This window comes from Microlunatus sp. YIM B11417, from assembly GCF_059617205.1.
The window spans coordinates 1002962-1019701 of the sequence record NZ_JCAMPJ010000002.1 but is presented as its reverse complement, the minus strand read 5'-3'; the positions used below and the strand labels follow the sequence as shown (position 1 = coordinate 1019701).

The following is a 16740-nucleotide window of genomic DNA, read 5'->3' as shown; positions in this document are numbered from 1 at the left end:
GGCTCCGGCTGGTCCATCCTCGCCTACGACGCCCTCGGCCAACGCCTCAACATCGTCCAACTGTTCGACCAGCAGGGCAACCTCCCCCTCGCCCAGATCCCGATCGTCCTCCTCGACATGTGGGAACACGCCTTCTACCTGCAGTACAAGAACGTCAAGGCCGACTACGTCAAGGCCTGGTGGAACGTCGTCAACTGGGCCGACGCCCAGACCCGCTACGCCGCCGCCAAGACCCAGACCGCCGGCCTGATCACCCCGGCCTGACCCACCTGGCGTTCCGATGAGCGAACCTGCGGGGCCCGGCGACGCTGTTGATCAGCAAGGCCATGTTGATCAGCGAACCAGGGCCCAGCAGCGCGGGCCGCGACAGATCGTCGCGGCCTCCATCGGGAACGCCGTCGAATGGTACGACTGGTACATCTACACCTTCCTGACGCCGATCTTCGCGGCGCAGGTCTTCGCTCCCGGCGACCCGGTGGCCCAGGTGCTGTCCGCGTTCGCGGTGTTCGCGGTCGGCTTCTTCCTGCGGCCGATCGGCGGGCTGCTGATCGGCTGGGCCGCCGATCGCTGGGGGCGCAAGAACACACTGACCGCGACCATCCTGATGATGGGACTCGGCAGCTTGATCATCGGGCTCACCCCGACCTATGAGTCGGCCGGGATCCTGGCACCGATGATCTTGGTCTTCGGCCGGCTGGTGGCCGGTTTCTCCATCGGCGGCGAGTTCGCCGCGAACACGACCTTCCTGGTCGAGTCGGCGCCGCCCGGGCGGCGTGGCTTCTTCTCCTCGTTCCAGTACGTCTCCACCACCGCCGGCCAGCTGGTCGCCTCCGGGGTTGCGACGATCCTCGCCTTCGCCCTCACCCAGGAGCAGCTGTCCGGCTGGGGCTGGCGGATCGGCTTCTTCATCGGCGCATTGATCGCGCTGGTCGGACTGGTCATCCGGGTCAGCGCCGAGGAGACCCGCGATGTCCATCAGGGGCTGCGCCGGCCCGGGCTGTTCGAGGCGATCCTGCGGCACCCGCGGGAGTCGCTGTTGATCTGCGGCGTCACGATCGCGGGCACGATCGCCTACTACTCGTGGACGACCTACCTGCCGACGTTCGCCCAGCAGAACGGGCATCCGACCCAGCAGGCGTTGTTGATCAGTACGATCTCGCTGGCGTTCTTCGGCCTGATCCAGCCGGTCACCGGCGCGCTCTCGGACCGGATCGGCCGGCGACCGATGCTGATCGCCTTCGCCGCCGCGTTCGTGATCGGCATCGTGCCGGCGCTGGCCTTGATCAGTTCCGACCACGGCTTCGCCGGCCTGTTGATCATCACCCTGATCGGCATGGTCTTCCTGAGCGGCTTCACCTCGATCAGCGCCGCGCTGAACGCAGAGCTGATCCCCGGCCGGGTCCGGGCGTCCGGCATCGGCTTCCCGTACTCGCTGACGGTGGCGATCTTCGGCGGTACGGCTCCGTACATGGGCACCTGGTTCAAGCAGCTGGGCAATCCGGGCCTGTTCGGCTGGTACATCGCCGGCCTCTGCCTGATCTCCCTGATCGTGTACGTGTTCCTCGCCGAGACCGCGCACAAGGAGCTCGACTAGCCGCCGGCGATCAGCAGGACCAGCGGCAGCGGCAGGGCGATCAACGGCAGCAGCACGGCGTGCAGCACCAGGCGCTCGCGGAGGATCGCGACGTACTCCCTGATCATCGCGCTGGGCCAGTAGTAGCCGGCTGTCGGAGCACCGGCCGCCTGGGCGTTCAGTCCGGTCTTGCGGGCCAGGATCGCGGCCCGCAGCACGTGATAGTTGCTGGTGACGATCAGCCCGGGGCCGGGCGGGACCGAGGGCTCCGCGCGGACCAGCTCGCCGGTGAAGCGCAGGTTCTGTTCGGTGGTGCGGGACTGGATCTCGGCGCGGACGGCGGCCGGATCGACACCCTGGTCGACGGCCCAGGCCGCCATCGCGGTCCCCTCGGCGATCTTCTCGTCCCTCCCCTGGCCGCCGGACATGATCAACACCCGGGCGCCGCGACGGGTGAACTCGGCGATGCCGGCGCGGATCCGGGAGGCGAGCAGGGGCGGTACCTCCGTGCCGCGGCGCAGCCCCGAGCCGAGCACCATCACCCAGGCGGCCGGACGGTTCCGGACCAGCCAGGTGTAGAGGCGGGCGTACCCGAGGAACGCCACGAAGTGGAACCCGAGGTAGCCGACGGCCAGCAGGCCGAACAGCCAGAGCGCCCGCAACCAGAGCGGTCCGGTCAGGAAGACCGGGATCGTCAGGACCACACCTGCCATGATCATCAGCCCTGCCAGTAGGGACAGCGAGTTGGCCAGGGTGGCCCGTTCCCGGCGCAGCATCACCACGCCGTTCATGATCAGGAAGCCGCAGAGCACCAGGATCAGCAACGGCGACAGCAGGGCGATCGCCACGATGAGGAAGGACAGGATGTCGAAGTTGACCAGACCGAACGCGCCGAGCACGTTGATCAACAACATCCCGCCCGCCAGCAACCAGTAGGCGTTGCTGAGCCGACGCGGCTCGTTGCGGGTACGGGTCACGGCGATGGCGACCACGGCGACCGCGATCGCCAGGGGGAGAAGGAAGATCATCTGTTACACCGAACCCGCATCCGACACCGGGCCAGGATAGCGAGTACGGCGAGCCCGACGCCGCGGTCGCTCGGAGCGCGGCATCCCAGCCATCGAGAGGCACAGCCGGAGGCGTGCCGGCGGAGTGTCGGGGCAGCCGCGGCCGGACCGTGCGGGGGGAAGGCGGCCCAGGGGGTCACACGCTCGGACCGGCCTAGCCAAACCTGCCGCGTCCGGCCCCCGGTCCGACGCGCTGACAGAGAGCGGGGCGGCCCCGGCCGGGTGTATGCGGCCGGAAGTGACCCACAGCCGTAGCGGCCGCAGCACCACCACCGGGCTGCGCCCACCTTCATCCGCGACCGTTGCTCGCGACCTCCGGTGGCTGCACCGGTCGCGAACACGACGAACAGTCGCGGATCGGGCGGCGCGGCGGTTAGGCGAAGAGGCCGTCGAGGCGGTGCGGGTAGCCGTTGAGAAGGGGTTCCGGGTCGGCGCCGAGGACCCGGTCGAGGACGGAGGCGTAGATCGAGCGGAAGTCGGTGCCGGCTCTGAGATCGCCGTCGTCGAGGTCGGTCAGGCTCGGTTCGTCGCCGAGGAAGCCGCCGCGGATCCCGTCGCCGAACAGGAAGACCGGCCCGGCCGTGCCGTGGTCGGTGCCGTCGCTGGCGTTCGCGGCGACCCGGCGGCCGAACTCGGAGTAGATCATGGTGACGACCTGGTGACCGCGTTCGCTGTCGGCCAGCCGGTTCCGGAAGCCGGTCACGGCGGAGTCCAGTTCACCGAGCAGCCGCTGCTGGGTGCCCCGTTCGTCGGAGTGGGTGTCGAAGCCGCCGAGCGACACCGAGTACACCCGGGTCGGCACGCCCATGTCGATCATGGTCGCGACCAGATCCAGTTGGGCGGCGAGCTGGCCCTGGCCGCCGGCCGACCCGCCCTTGGTCGACTCGTCGTCGCCCTGGTCCTGATCATCCTCCCGATCGGCTGAGCGCTGCCGGTCCAGAGCCGGCCCGAGGGTACGACCGGCCGAGCCGAGATCGGCGTACTGCTTGGCGGCGAGGGCCAGCCACTGATCATCGTCGGGATCGGCTCCGGCCAGTGCCTCGATCGCCGTACCCAGGCCGCCCTTCGGCAAGGTCAGGCCGGACAGCGGGAAGGAGGCCGCGGCGAGCTTCTCGCCGGCCAGTAGCGGCGGCGTGACGGGATCCAGCGACACGGCATGCAGTGGGTCGGTCGTCGTCGCGTCGAGCCAGCGCCCCAGCCAGCCGCTCCGGGTCGGCGCCTCGGGCGAGCCGGTCTGCCAGATCGCCATCGACCGGAAGTGGCTCCGGTCCGCCTTCGGGTAGCCGACGCCGCGAACCACCGCGAGCCCCTGGTCCTGCCAGAGACGGTGCAGGCCCTTCAACCCCGGGTTGAGCCCGAGACCCTCGCCGAGGTCGAGCACTTCGTCCGGCCGGTACGCCAACTCGGCGCGAGCCAGCAGATACGCGGGATCCGCGGCCGGGACGACGGTGTTCAGCCCGTCGTTGCCGCCGTACAACGTGATCACCACGAGGACGCCGGCATCGGGATCGAGCGGCGTCGTGGCGGCGGCCCGGACCACGTCGGGCCAGCGCACCTGGGTTGCGCCGACGGCCAGAGCCCCGGCCCCGGCGACGCCGGCGAAGGCGAGGAACCGCCGCCGGGTCACCGGACTGACGGACGTGGAGAGCTTCGGGGTCCGGGGCATGATCAGTCCTTTCCGTTGGGCAGGGGGAGGTTCGCCTTCACAGCGAGACGACGTATTCGGGCGCGCAGGCGGCGACCGCGAGCCGGATCGCCGTCGGCGCTTCCTTGATCGCTTCGGCCGTACGACGGGAGACCCGATCGAGTCCGAGCAGCTCGACCGGGTCGGCAGCGGCACGATCATGGTCGGCGGCCTTCCCGATCATGGTCGCGAGTTCGATCCTGGATCGCGCGGCGGCGGTGGACAGCCAGGCCGGGCCGGCCGGCCAGCCGCCCACGCTCGGCGGCAGGAACGGCTGCTGGCCCATCCCCCTCAGCAGCGTGATCAACTTCTTCTGCTGCGGCGGTTCCAGCCCGCTCGGCCGTACGCCGGCGGCGCGGAGCAGACCGACCAGCCACTCGACCGGTTGTTTGATCAAGGTCGTCGCGCCGTCGGCGAAGATCGGCTCGTCGGTGATCGCGGTGAGGACGGCGGCGATCTCCCGACCGGGGCCGTACGCGTCGACGAGTCGTTGCCGGGTCGCCTCGTCCGGCGGTTCCGCACTGACCAGCCGGAACCAGAGCCGTTCGATCACGTACCGGGCACAAGCCGGCTGGGCGACGACGTGGTCGACGAACCCTTGGGAGTCGAAATCGGCGGTCCGGCCCAAGATCGTCTTCTCGCCCGTGGCGTGCTGCTTGGCCTTCAGTCTGGCGAGACCGGTCCTGCGGTTCACCGTCCAGCCGGTCAGGGCCCGCGCCGCCTCCTTGACGTCGTCCTCGGAGTAGTTCCCGTGGCCGAGCGTGAAGAGTTCGAGGAACTCCCGGGCCAGGTTCTCGTTGGCCGCCTTCGCGGTGTTGTCGTTGCCGTCCAGCCAGATCAACATCGCCGGGTCGATGATCATGGCCCGGGCAAGCGCCCGGAAGTCACCGCGAGCCAGCCGGCGCAGGGTCTCGTTCTGGGCCAGCATCAGCCGCGGGTCCCGTACCTTCTGCAGGCTGGTCGCAAAGTGGCCGTGCCAGAACCAGGTCAGCCGCTCGGCCACCGGATCCGGCGTCGTCGCCATCCGGTCCAACCACCAGATGATCAACGCCGTGCGGTCCTCGCGCAGCCGTTGCCGGCGTTCCTTCTTCGCCGCCGGGTCGGCATCCTTGCCCAGCCGGACGTACGGCGACAGTTCGGGCGCCGGGACGGCGGGCTGAGCGGAGTCACCCGCTCCTGGGCCGCGTTCGGTGCCGGGGAGCAGCGCCGTCCGCGTCGCCCGCCATCCCGCCCGCCGTGCCTCGGTCAACTCCGGCGCCGCCGCCCCGAACCCGAGGCGGTCGAACAGGCGGCGGATCACCTGATCCTCGGTCAACCGTGGCATGGCCCCACCCTGCCCAGCCGACCGGCCGAACAGCGAGCGGATCCCGGCTTCCTTCAGGAGATCTACAGGTCCGCCGGACCGGCACCACGGAGCTTGCGAGTGACGCACGTTTGCAACACAACAGGCCGATCTGGAACGGGCGTGCCAGCCCGGACCTCGGGACGCGGACCGGAGATGTCGCGGTGGGGATCCGGCCGGTCTCCTCCTGCCGTATCGACTGGACGACTGGGCCGTCCGCAGGTCGCCGACGCAAGCCCCTATCGTCCCCTCGACTGGACGTGGGTCAGGGGCGCGCTCTCCCGTCGTTGGGAATTCCGCGACTCATTCGGGCCTGCCCGGGCCGATCACCGACTTGTGGCCGACGACCGACACGGGTCAGCGGCGAAGTGCTAGTGATCGCGCACCGGCAAGGTCAGCAGGAACCGGGCCCCCGGCAGCCGGACCGGGTCGACGCAGACCAGGTCGCCACCGTGGGCGCGGGCATAACCACGGGCGATCGCCAGACCGAGGCCGGACCCACCGGACTGGGTGCTCCGGCCCTGGTCCAGCCGGACCAACCGCTCGAAGATCCGCTCTCGGTCGGCCTCGGGCACGCCGGGCCCGTCATCCTCGACCGCGACCATCACCCACGCGCCGGCCGGCATCCCCATCACCGGTTCCTCACCCGGCGTCCGCGCCGCCGACGCGCCGCCCGGCTCCCCAGATCCCCGCTCACCACTTGGCTCATCCGCCACGCGCTCACCGTCCGGCTTCCGCACCGCCCGCTCACCACGCAGCTCCCCCGACACCTGCTCACCGACCGCCTCGACGGTGATCATGATCGTTCCCCGCCCACCGACCGCTCGGATCGCGTTGCCGAGCAGGTTGCGCAGGATGCCGGAGACCTTGTCCGCGTCCAGGTACGCCGTTGTCGGCGGACCCTCCGTGATCAAGATCAGCTCGGGATGCAGCGCCCGCTCCCGGGACGCCTCGTGCTCGACCAGCGCGGCGACGTCGACGTCGGCCCGGTTCAGCTCCACGCCGGCATCCAGCCGGGCAGCGGCGAGCAGGTCGTCGACCAGGCCGCTGGCCCGGGTGGCCTCGCCGATCAGCAGCACCTCCAGCCGCTCCCGTTCGGCGGGCGAGAGTTGATCTTGGTAGTGCAGCAGCGACTCGGCGGCAGCCAGGATGCCGGCCAGCGGCGTGCGCAGTTCGTGCGCCGCGTCGGCGAGGAACTCCTTGCTGCGTTCCTCTGCCTGCCGGGCCCGTACCTCGGCGCCCTCGAGCTCGTCCAGCATCGCGTCGAACGCCGTCGCGGTGCGGCCGAGTTCGGTCTCGGGCTGGGTCGGTTCGAGCCGTGAACCGCGGCGGCCGCCGGCGATGGTCCGGGCCAACCGGGCCATCGATCCCAACGGGGCCAGGGAGAGTCGTACCGCGACGATGATCAGGGCGGCGCTGATCAGGACGGCCGCGGCGCCGGTGATCAACAGCACCTGGCGGAGCACCGCGCGGGCGTCGGCGATGACGGCCAGGTCCACCGCCAGGGTCAGGGTGGCCCCGTCGACCCGACCCGGGGCGGCCAGCCTGGTCCTGGTGATCTTGGTCGGCCCGGACTCGCCCTGCTCGAGATCGCTCCCGAACACGCGCCCGTCGGTGAGCACCAGCCGAGCCCGTACGCCGTCGGCCTCGACCCGGTTCACCAACTGCTGGGGCCGCACGCCGGTCCGGGCCAGCTGCCGGGCGAGCTGGGCCCGGCCGGTGAGCAGCGCGTCCAGGCCCTGCTCGGACTGGATGCCGAAGATCGTGTCGATCACCAACCCGAGCCCGACCAGCACTGCCACCAGGACGGCGATCACCGAGACCGCGACCCGGACCTGGAGCGACCCGGTCCGGAGCCCGGTCACGGCGTCTCCGCAAGACGGTAGCCGCGGCCGCGGACGGTGTGGATCAATCGCGGCCCGTGTCGTTCCAGCTTGCGGCGCAGCGAACTGACGTGCACCTCGACCAGGTTCGGGTCGAAGCCGGAGTAGCCCCAGACCGCGTTGATGATCTTGTCCTTGCTGACCACGTTGCCCCGCTGTCCGGCCAGGTAGCGCAGGATCTGCAGTTCGGTCTCGGTGAGCTCGACGGCCCGGCCGTCGCGGAGGACGGTGCCGGACTCCTCGGCGAGCTCCAGGTCGCCGATCATGATCGACGGACCGCCCGGTACGGTGCGCCGCAGCACCGCCGTCACCCGGGCCATCAGCTCGACCATCGCGAACGGCTTGACCAGGTAGTCGTCGGCGCCGCCGGCCAGCCCGCGGACTCGGTCGGCCGTGGCGTCCCGCGCCGTCAACATCAGCACCGCGGCCGAACTCAGGCCGCGGATGGTCTCCAGCAGCGCGAACCCGTCCCGCCCGGGCAGCATCACGTCCAAGATCACCAACTCGGGGCGGAACTCGCCGAGCAGCCGTTCCAGCTCCTCACCGTCGGCCGCCCCGGTCGCCTCGAATCCCTGTGCCGCAAGGGCAGCCAGGACCGCAAAGCGGATCGCGTCGCTGTCCTCGACGACCAGGATTCGGGAGCCGGCCACGGGCACCATTGTGCCCGCCCGGTCAGGAAGCGCGACCGCGCTGCCGCCGGAACGACTGGTACGCCCACCAGGCGATGCAGGCGACCCCGATGGATCCGATCAAGATCTCGTCGAGGCCCATCGCGGGCCGCCGGGCCAGGACGATGCCCGCCAGCAGCAGGGCCGCCGCGCCGCAGACGATCGCCGTCACCAGGGGCCGATCGACCAAGGTCTGGAGCAAGATCGACAGGCCGACCGTCGCGAAGGCGTACCCGAACAGGAAGCCGGCGAAGGGGCCCAACTCGACTTCGTACCCGGTCAGGCCGAACAGGCCGCAGACGACGGCGGCAATGCCGCCCGCCACGACGAGGCAGAGCGACACGCCGACCTTGAAGCCTGTCGATCCGTCCTGACCCGCATCGTCCTCGGAAGCCACCCACCCACCGTAGCGGCCCGCATCGTCACTCCGGCTGGACCGTGCCCCCGATCGCGAGCACGGTGTCGAACGTGTCGGCCTGGTCCGCGGTCTTGTCCTCGCGATAGCGCAGCACCCGGGCGAACCGGAGCGCCACCCCGCCCGGATAGCGGGTCGAGCGCTGCAAACCGTCGAACGCGATCTCGACCACCGTCTCCGGCCGGACGTAGACCGTGTAGTCGTCCCGGCTCGCCTCCAGCTCCAGGAACCGCTCGGTCTGCCAGGTCAGCAGCTTGTCGGTCATCCCCTTGAAGGTCTTGCCGAGCATGATCAACTCACCGGTACGAGGATCCCGCGCGGCCAGGTGCAGGTTGGACAGCCAGCCTTTCCGTCGCCCGTGGCCCCACTCCGCGGCCGTGACGATCAGGTCCAGCGTGTGCCGCGGTTTGATCTTGATCCAGGCCGAGTCGCGGCGGCCGGCCGCATACGGCGCGTCGAGGCGTTTCACCACGACGCCCTCGTACCCGTCGGCGACGGCGGTCCGGAACACCTCCGCCAGGTCCGCCTCCGCGTCGCAGAGCCGGCGCGGCACGATCAGCTCGGCCGGCAGCACCTCGGCCATGATCCGGGTCCGCTCGGACAGCGGCTCGTCCAGCAGGTCCCGGCCGTCCAGGTGCAGCAGGTCGAAGAAGAAGCCGCGCAACGGCGTCCGCACCGCCTGCGCCGGAACGTCCAGCTGCGAGCCGGTCCGGGAGGCGATCACCTGGAAGCTCTCCGGCTTCCCGTCCGGCCGGAACGCCAGCACCTCGCCGTCCAGCACCATCGTCTGGTACGGCAGCGCGGCGACCGTCGCAGCGACCTCCGGCAGCCGCTCGGTGATCTCGTCCAGCGACCGGGTGAACATCCGGATCGTGTCGCCGTCCTTGTGCACCTGGACCCGGATGCCGTCCAGCTTGTGGTCGACGAGCAGCGGCAGCCCGGACTTCCCGATGGCCTCGGTGACGTCAGGCGCGCTGGCCGCGAGCATCGGCTGGATCCCGGTGCCGACCGTCAGCCCGACCTGCTCCAGCCCGGCCAGGCCGCCCTCCACCAGGACTCGTGCGGCGGCGGTCGTGGAGGAGGCGAGCATGGCCGCCCGCCGGACCGCAGCCACCGGCACCTCGTACGCGACCGCGAGGCCCTCCTGCACCTGCGCCTCCAGCGCGCCCTGCCGCAGTTCGCCGGAGATCAGCCCGGCCAGCAGCCGCTGCTCCGGCTCGGTCGCCCGGCCGAACAGCTCCGCGACCAGCTCGGCCCGGCGGCCCGCCGAACCGGTGCCGGCCAGGCCGGCGGTCGTCTCGAAGATCGCGTCCACCTCGGCCACGGTCAGCGTCGCCTCGGCGGCGGGCGGCGGCGCCTTGCTGACCGTACGCCAGCCGATGCCGGTCCGCCGCTGCCGCAACGACCCCGCCAGATAGGCCACCACGATCTCGATCTCGGCCGGCTGGGCGGCGCGCAGCACCTCGGCGATCACCTCGCGCTTGGCGATCCGTGACCGCGTCGCGGCCATCGCCGCCGAGGCCGCGGCGACCCGTTCCAACAGCATGAGCGCAGTCTTGCAAACCCCGCCGACAGCCCGCCGCGATTTCGACTCAGGTACCCGCGGACTTCCGCCAAAGGTCGTAGGCCGGGTCCCGTCCTCCGCCCGATGTCTCGGCGGAGCCGGTTGACCAGGCTGGAATCAGCCGCCGACACCGCGGCCGACGAACCGAGCGAGGAGCCTCCGATGAACGTCCGAACCCTGGTCGCAGCGCTGATCGGCGTGGCGCTGCTGCTGGCCGGCGGCAGCGCCACGGCCGCCGCCGAGCCTCCGGCCGGCCTGCCCACCCCGAACCCTCCCGCGACCCGCGGCGCCGCGGACCTCACCACCCGTGACGTGAACGCCTGGCTGGACGGGCTGCTGCCGGCCGCGCTCGACGCGGCCGGGATCCCGGGCGCCACCGTCGCCGTGGTCAAGGACGGGAAGGTGGTGACCACCCGCGGCTTCGGCTACGCCGACCTGGACCGGCGGCAGCCCGTCGACCCGGACGCCACCCTGTTCCGGATCGGCTCGGTGTCCAAGACGTTCACCGCGACCGCGGTGCTCCAACTCGTGGCCGACGGGAAGCTCGACCTGGACGCCGACGTCGCCCGTCACCTCGACTTCCCGCTGCCCCGCCGGTTCGACGAACCGATCACCCTGCGGCACCTGTTGAGCCACACCGCCGGCTTCGAGGAGCGGATCCGTGGCCTGATCGGGACCGAGTCGACGCCGCTGCGGGACTCGGTCGCGATCGATCCGCCGGAGCAGCTCTACCGGCCCGGCACGGTGCCCGCGTACTCCAACTACGGCTACAGCCTGGCCGGATACATCGTCGAGCGGGTCGCCGGGATGCCGTACGACGACTACGTCCAGCGGCACGTGATCGAGCGGGCCGGCATGATCAAGTCGACGGTACGGCAGCCGCTGCCGGCCGGCTTCGCGGAACGGCTGGCGCAGGGCTATCCGGCCGGCGGGCAGCCGCCGATCCCGTTCGAGATGGTCGCCGACGCCCCGGCCGGCGCGGTCTCGGCGACCGCGAGCGATCTGGCCCGCTACCTGCTGGCCCAGCTGGACGGCCGGCTGCTCGATCCCGCCACGACCGCCCTGCTGCACCGGCCGGCCCTCGACGCCTCGACGCTGGGCACGCTGGCCGAGGGGCCGCGGATGACGCTCGGCTTCTTCGAGGAGGACCGCAACGGGCACCGGATCCTCGGACACGGCGGCGACACCATCGTGTTCCACAGCCACCTGCAACTCCTTCCCGACGACCGCACCGGCATCGCCGTCAGCTTCAACGGGTCCGGCCGCACCGGTGTCGAGACCGTCCAGCTGCGGCAGTCGATCATGGACGGGTTCGCCGACCGCTACTTCCCGCCCGCCGAGCCGCTGGTGCAGCAGAGCACCCCGACTGCCCACGAACACGCCCAGCTGGCCGCCGGTTCCTACCGGGCATCCCGATCCACGGAGAGCACCTTCCTGGCCGCGCTCGGCCTGATCGGGCAGACCCGGCTGACCGCGCAGTCCGACGGGACTCTGCTCGTCACGCCCGGCCTGGAGAACCCGGAACCGACGACCTTCATGGAGGTGCGGCCGTGGGTCTGGCAGGAGGTCGGCGGCCAGCGGGTGATCACCATGCGGGTGGTCGACGGCAAGGTCGAGGCGATCGGGTTCGCCGGGGCGTTCGCCCTGCTGCCGGTGCCCGTCTTGCTGTCGACCGGGGTCGTCACCGTCGCCCTGATCGGGGCCCTCGCCGTGCTCGCTCTCGGTCTGATCGCGGTGCCGGTCGGGGCCCTGATCAGGCGCCGGTACGGCATCGCCGCGGCCACCGGGACCGGCGGTCCCGTCCGGCTGCTGACCCGGATCGGGGCGGGCTGCGCCCTGCTGGCGACCGCCGGCTGGTTGATCTTGATCCAGTTGATCATGGGCTTCGCGACGGTGCCGGAGCCGGTGATCCGTGGCATCCAGGTGATCCAGGCCGCAGCCAACCTGGCCGTCGTACCGGCGGTGATCATGGTCGTCCAGAACGTACGCCGGCGCGCGGGCGGCGCCCGGATCGCCGGCAGCGTGCTGATCGCCCTGGCCCTGCTCACGGTGGCCCTGGTCTCCGCCGCGGCCAACCTGTTGGCGCCATCGGTGTCGTACTGAGCATGATCGGGACCGGGATGGGAGGGTGGGAGCCGTGAGCACGCGACTGAACCGGTGGTCGGACCGGGCCGACGCCGCGCTGGACCGGGTCGGCATCACCGGCACCTTCCGGCGCGACCTGGTCCTCGCGATCGCCGTCGCCCTGCTCACCCTCGGGCTGCTCGGCCTGGTGCTGCCGATGCTGGGCCGGGACGGGCCGGCGGTTCCGGCCGGCCGGCTCGGCGTGCTGATCATGCTGGTGGTCGTCCAGGCACTGGTCCTGGCGATGCGTCGGCTCCGACCGGCGCTCTGCCTGGTGATCATCGCCGGTCTCGACCTGGCGATGACGGCGGCTCTTCCGACCGAGGTCAACTTCGACGGCCTGGCCAAGCTGGTTGCCGCCTACACCTGCGGCACCCTGTTGCCGAACCGCCGGTTGATCAAGCTGCTGGTGGCGGTGATCGTCGCCGTCACCGCCGGCCGGGTGATCATCGCCCTGTTGCTCCTGCCCGGCACCCCGCCGGCCCAGCTGCCGATGATGATCATCACCGCGGCCCTGGGCACGGCGCTGTCGTACGCGGTGCCGGCGGTGGTCGGCCGCTACGTCGCCACCCGCCGGGACTACCTGGACCTGATCCGGCGGGACGCCGAGCAGGCGATCCGGGTGCAGCAGGAGCGGGCTGCGGCGGCCGTCGCCACGGAGCGCTCCCGGATCGCCCGGGAACTGCACGACATCGCGGCGCACCACCTGTCCGGGATGGCGGTCCAGGCGGCCGCGATCGAGCGGCTGATCGACCGTGACCCCGCGGCGGCGCGACAGGCCACCGGCTGGGTCCGGCAACAGAGCCGGGAGACCCTGGCCAATCTGCGCCAGGTGGTCGGGCTGCTCCGCGAACCGTCGCCGGGGCTGGACGACGACGGCGCACCGGTGCCCGGGCTGGCCGCGGTGGACCGCCTCGTCGACGCTGCCCGCACCCTCGGTACCCCGGTCGAGCTGCAGCGCTCCGGGACGCCGCTGCCCTTGCCGCCGATCGGCGATCTCGCCTGCTACCGGGTCATCCAGGAAGCCCTGTCCAACGCCCGTACCCATGCCCCCGGCGCTCCGGTGACGGTCCGGATCGATCATGGTACGGACCGCTGGGCGGTCGTGATCATGATCGACAACGAGGCGGGCGACGATCATCCGCCGGCCGGAGCCGATCATCAGGGACTCGGCCTGATCGGGATGCGGGAGCGCGCCCAGCTGATCGGCGCCGAGCTCGAGGCCGGCCAGCGACCGGACGGCGGCTGGCGCGTCGTGCTCCGGGTGCCGCCCCTGGAACGCCGTACTGCCAAGGAGGAAGCGTGATCAAGGTCGTCCTCGTCGATGATCAGTCGGTGGTCCGGGCCGGCTTCCGGGTGATCTTCGAGACCTCCGGGGAGATCGAGATCGTCGGTGAGGCCGCCAGCGGTCCGGAGGCCGTCGAGGTGGTGCACCGGACCCGGCCCGACGTGGTCTGCATGGACGTCCGGATGCCCGGCGGCGACGGCCTCGAGGCCACCCGGAAGATCGTCACCGGCTCAGCCGATCCGCCGGCCGTGCTGGTGATCACCACCTTCGACCTCGACGCGTACGTCTTCGGAGCATTGGAGGCCGGCGCCAGCGGCTTCGTGCTGAAGGACAGCGAACCCGACGACCTGATCGACGCGGTCCGCCGGCTCGCCGACGGGACCGGCCTGATCGATCACACAGTGACCCGCCGGGTGATCACCGAGTTCGCCCGCCGCCGCCCGGCCAACCCCGAGCCCGTACCACTCGCCGAGCCGCTGACCGCCCGCGAACTCGACATCGTTCGGCTGCTCGCGCAGGGGCTGTCGAACGCGGAGATCGCCGCCGAACTGGTGGTCGAGGTGAGCACCGTGAAGTCCCACCTGGGCCGCGCGATGATGAAGCTCGGCACCCGGGACCGGGTCCAGACCGTCGTCTGGGCCTACCGCAACGGCCTGGCCGACCCGTCCCGCTGATCACACCAGCACCACTTCACCAGGTCTACTGCCGCAATACCCAAAAAGCTTCTCTGGCAAAGCGCCAGTTTTTCACGTTAACGTGAAAAACCGACAAGACGGTCAGAGGGCACCCTGGTCGGGGGTACCCAAGGGGATCGGGGTCATCCGGGTGACCACGGTCGGGCTGGCCAGCAGGCCTTCGATGCCGGCGCCGAGCACCTTGACGGCGGCACCGGAGCCGTGGGCGTCCAGGTCCTCGACGGTGGTCCACTTCTCGATCATGGTGATGGTGCCGTCGGCGGCGTCGTGGATGGCGTACAACTCACAGCCCGGTTCGGCGTGGACGGCCTCGATCCCCTCCCGCATGGCCTCGGCCAACTGCTCCTTCGCGCCTTCCTTGGGATGGAAGACGGCGGTGACGACGACGGTCATGGCGCACCTCTCTGCGGGTCCGGGGACTGGCAAACTCGGGCCCGATTATGGTCCACCCCGGCGTGGCCGTTTGGCCCGGCCCGGACCAGGTATCAATCTGCATCCAAAGCCAGTCGGGGCATTGACAACCGAACCGGTTAAGTGGTGAGTTTGGGCTCACTTGAACCAATGTTGCCTTCAGGGGAGGACGACGATGACCGATCCCACGCACCAGCCAGGCCGAGGCGAAGGCCCGGACCCGGCGGGTGAGCACGACTCGAACTCCTGGGGGACCACGATGGAGTCGAGTCGCCGCCGCTTCCTGGCCCTCGCCGGGCTCACCGCGGGTGGCGCCGCGGTCGGAATCGGAGCCGCCGGCTGCGGCACCGCACAGACGGGCAACCGGCCCGGCGGTACGGAGAGCAAGGGCCGGCCGGGCACCTCGGGCGAGACCTTCTTCGTGGCCGGCTTCCAGTGGGGCCCGCCGACCAACTTCAATCCGCTCGGCCCGTCGCCGGCCTGGCCGTCCACCGGTGGCCAGATCCAGTTGATCTACGAGACCCTGCTCCGCTTCAACATGCTGGACGGCAGCCTGCAGCCCGGCCTCGGCAAGGAACTCGTCGAGGTGGACACGCAGACGCTCGAGGTGCCGCTGCAGGACGGCACCAAGTGGCAGGACGGGTCGGAACTCACAGCCGACGACGTCGTGTTCACCTTCGAGCTGGCCAAGGACAACTCGCTGAGCTACTCCAATGTCTGGGAATACCTGGAGTCGGTGACCGCGAAGGATCCGCGGACGGTCCAGTTCAAGGCGAAGTCGAAGCCGCTCAACCTGCTGCCGGTCCGGAACGCGATCGCCGGCACGGTGATCATCCCCAAGGCGGTCTGGAGCAAGATCGACGCCAAGAAGCTCACCTCCGACACGAACCTGGAGCCGATCGGCAGCGGCCCGTTCAAGCTGGAGAAGGCCGACCAGACCCAGATCAGCCTGATCAGATTCGACGACTACTGGGGCAAGGACCTTTACGGCACCCCGGCGATGAAGATGATCAACCACCCGATCTTCCGGTCCAACAACGACGGCGACCTGAAGCTGGAGAGCGGCGAGATCGACGCCAGCCAGCAGTTCACCGCGCAGATCTGGAAGATGTGGGAGAAGGGCCGGCCGGTCGGCACCTGGCTGAAGCAGAAGCCGTACTACCTGCCCGGCAACACCCCGCTGCTGCAGATCAACAACAAGGTCAAGGGCCTGGACAACCCGATGGTCCGGCGCGCCATCGCGTTCGCCATCGACACCCCCAACATCGCCAAGACCGCGATGTCGGACTACTCCGACCCGGCCAACGCGAGCCTGATCCTGCCGACGGGGTACGAGGAGAAGTTCTACGACCAGGCCGCGGTCGACTCGCAGGGTTGGAAGTACGACCCCGACGAGGCGGTCCGGATCCTCGAGGAGGATCTCAAGGCCACTAAGGGATCCGACGGCATCTACAAGCTGCCCGACGGCACCCGGCTCGGCCCCTGGACGGTGATCACGCCGACCGGCTGGTCCGACTGGCAGACCGCGTGCGAGGTCGCCGCGAAGAGCCTGAAGGCGGTCGGCATCGATGTGGCGACCGAGTTCCCGCAGGCGCCGCAGGTGACGTCGAAGATGCAGAACGGCGACTTCGAACTGGCCTGCTGGAGTGCGTCCGGCGTCAGCCTGGCCAGCCCTTGGTCGCGGTTCCGGGACCTGATGGACAACCGTGGCGCCGCGGGACTGGGCAAGACGACGTTCTACAACTTCGTCCGGTTCTCCGATCCCGAAGTGCCCGGCCTGCTCGACCAGGCCGGCGCCGCCAGCAGTGACGACGAGCGCCGCGAGGTCTACCAGAAGCTGGACGCGATCTTCCGGGAGAAGGTGCCGGCCGTTCCGCTGATGTACCGGCCGCTGGAGTTCTACGAGTTCAACGAGACCAACTGGGTCGGCTTCCCGACCGCGGACAACCCGTTCGCTCCGCCGATGTGGCAGGGCGCCGGTATCCAATGGTTGTTCAAGTTGAAGAAGGTGGGGACCTAGGCGCGC

General features: G+C 70.4%; 14 protein-coding genes. 6 read left to right on the top strand and 8 right to left on the bottom strand.

The window, feature by feature from the left end; all coding sequences use genetic code 11:
* The coding region (locus tag AC6CCG_RS15195) for a superoxide dismutase (RefSeq protein WP_496655385.1) at window positions 1-264 on the top strand (264 nt) is incomplete at its 5' end.
* 16 nt (window positions 265-280) lie between these two features.
* Complete coding sequence (locus tag AC6CCG_RS15190) at window positions 281-1594, top strand: MFS transporter (RefSeq protein ID WP_496655384.1); 1314 nt, start codon at window positions 281-283, stop codon at window positions 1592-1594.
* On the opposite strand, the gene AC6CCG_RS15185 is transcribed toward AC6CCG_RS15190, so the two are convergent.
* The 7 genes from AC6CCG_RS15185 to AC6CCG_RS15155 all read right to left on the bottom strand — a co-directional run bounded on the left by AC6CCG_RS15185 (window position 1591) and on the right by AC6CCG_RS15155 (window position 10178).
* Window positions 1591-2601 carry a YdcF family protein gene (locus tag AC6CCG_RS15185; RefSeq protein ID WP_496655383.1) on the bottom strand — a complete coding sequence of 337 codons (1011 nt, stop codon included), beginning with the start codon at window positions 2599-2601 and terminating at the stop codon, window positions 1591-1593. The genes AC6CCG_RS15190 and AC6CCG_RS15185 overlap by 4 nt on opposite strands.
* A 412-nt stretch (window positions 2602-3013) precedes the next feature.
* A complete protein-coding gene (locus AC6CCG_RS15180) occupies window positions 3014-4306 on the bottom strand; it encodes a DUF1501 domain-containing protein (RefSeq protein WP_496655382.1) in 1293 nt (430 codons plus the stop codon).
* Between the two features lie 37 nt (window positions 4307-4343).
* On the bottom strand, window positions 4344-5648 hold the full coding sequence (locus AC6CCG_RS15175; protein WP_496655381.1) for a DUF1800 domain-containing protein: 1305 nt from the start codon (window positions 5646-5648) through the stop codon (window positions 4344-4346).
* Window positions 5649-6037: 389 nt separating this feature from the next.
* Entirely contained in the window at window positions 6038-7531 is a 1494-nt protein-coding gene (locus tag AC6CCG_RS15170) for a sensor histidine kinase (protein ID WP_496655380.1), read from the bottom strand.
* Window positions 7528-8199 carry a response regulator transcription factor gene (locus AC6CCG_RS15165; RefSeq protein ID WP_496655379.1) on the bottom strand — a complete coding sequence of 224 codons (672 nt, stop codon included), beginning with the start codon at window positions 8197-8199 and terminating at the stop codon, window positions 7528-7530. The genes AC6CCG_RS15170 and AC6CCG_RS15165 overlap by 4 nt, the downstream gene beginning before the upstream one ends.
* A gap of 22 nt (window positions 8200-8221) precedes the next feature.
* Window positions 8222-8614: a hypothetical protein gene (locus AC6CCG_RS15160; RefSeq protein ID WP_496655378.1), complete on the bottom strand. Its 393-nt coding sequence runs from the start codon at window positions 8612-8614 to the stop codon at window positions 8222-8224.
* Between the two features lie 25 nt (window positions 8615-8639).
* The gene (locus tag AC6CCG_RS15155; protein ID WP_496655377.1) at window positions 8640-10178 is read right to left on the bottom strand and encodes an ATP-dependent DNA ligase; all 1539 of its coding nucleotides are present in this window, start codon (window positions 10176-10178) and stop codon (window positions 8640-8642) included.
* A gap of 180 nt (window positions 10179-10358) precedes the next feature.
* Between AC6CCG_RS15155 and AC6CCG_RS15150 the strand changes: the two genes are divergently transcribed.
* Genes AC6CCG_RS15150 through AC6CCG_RS15140 form a run of 3 tightly spaced genes read left to right on the top strand, consistent with a single transcriptional unit; the run spans window position 10359 to window position 14282 of the window.
* The gene (locus AC6CCG_RS15150) at window positions 10359-12299 is read left to right on the top strand and encodes a serine hydrolase domain-containing protein (RefSeq protein ID WP_496655376.1); all 1941 of its coding nucleotides are present in this window, start codon (window positions 10359-10361) and stop codon (window positions 12297-12299) included.
* 34 nt (window positions 12300-12333) lie between these two features.
* Window positions 12334-13626: a sensor histidine kinase gene (locus AC6CCG_RS15145; protein WP_496655375.1), complete on the top strand. Its 1293-nt coding sequence runs from the start codon at window positions 12334-12336 to the stop codon at window positions 13624-13626.
* On the top strand, window positions 13623-14282 hold the full coding sequence (locus AC6CCG_RS15140; protein ID WP_496655374.1) for a response regulator: 660 nt from the start codon (window positions 13623-13625) through the stop codon (window positions 14280-14282). The genes AC6CCG_RS15145 and AC6CCG_RS15140 overlap by 4 nt, the downstream gene beginning before the upstream one ends.
* A 102-nt stretch (window positions 14283-14384) precedes the next feature.
* Here the strand turns inward: AC6CCG_RS15140 and AC6CCG_RS15135 are convergent, their stop codons facing one another.
* On the bottom strand, window positions 14385-14696 hold the full coding sequence (locus tag AC6CCG_RS15135) for a putative quinol monooxygenase (RefSeq protein ID WP_496655373.1): 312 nt from the start codon (window positions 14694-14696) through the stop codon (window positions 14385-14387).
* Between the two features lie 193 nt (window positions 14697-14889).
* On the opposite strand from AC6CCG_RS15135, the gene AC6CCG_RS15130 reads away from it, so the two are divergent.
* The gene (locus AC6CCG_RS15130; protein ID WP_496655372.1) at window positions 14890-16734 is read left to right on the top strand and encodes an ABC transporter substrate-binding protein; all 1845 of its coding nucleotides are present in this window, start codon (window positions 14890-14892) and stop codon (window positions 16732-16734) included.
* Window positions 16735-16740 lie beyond the last annotated feature (6 nt).

Bases quoted from the DNA above. Each gene is read 5' to 3' on its own strand.
- AC6CCG_RS15155 (WP_496655377.1), bottom strand. From the start codon at position 10,178: ATGCTGTTGGAACGGGTCGCCGCGGCCTCGGCGGCGATGGCCGCGACG.
- AC6CCG_RS15180 (WP_496655382.1), bottom strand. From the start codon at position 4,306: ATGCCCCGGACCCCGAAGCTCTCCACGTCCGTCAGTCCGGTGACCCGG.
- AC6CCG_RS15135 (WP_496655373.1), bottom strand. From the start codon at position 14,696: ATGACCGTCGTCGTCACCGCCGTCTTCCATCCCAAGGAAGGCGCGAAG.
- AC6CCG_RS15190 (WP_496655384.1), top strand. From the start codon at position 281: ATGAGCGAACCTGCGGGGCCCGGCGACGCTGTTGATCAGCAAGGCCAT.
- AC6CCG_RS15130 (WP_496655372.1), top strand. From the start codon at position 14,890: ATGACCGATCCCACGCACCAGCCAGGCCGAGGCGAAGGCCCGGACCCG.
- AC6CCG_RS15150 (WP_496655376.1), top strand. From the start codon at position 10,359: ATGAACGTCCGAACCCTGGTCGCAGCGCTGATCGGCGTGGCGCTGCTG.
- AC6CCG_RS15175 (WP_496655381.1), bottom strand. From the start codon at position 5,648: ATGCCACGGTTGACCGAGGATCAGGTGATCCGCCGCCTGTTCGACCGC.
- AC6CCG_RS15185 (WP_496655383.1), bottom strand. From the start codon at position 2,601: ATGATCTTCCTTCTCCCCCTGGCGATCGCGGTCGCCGTGGTCGCCATC.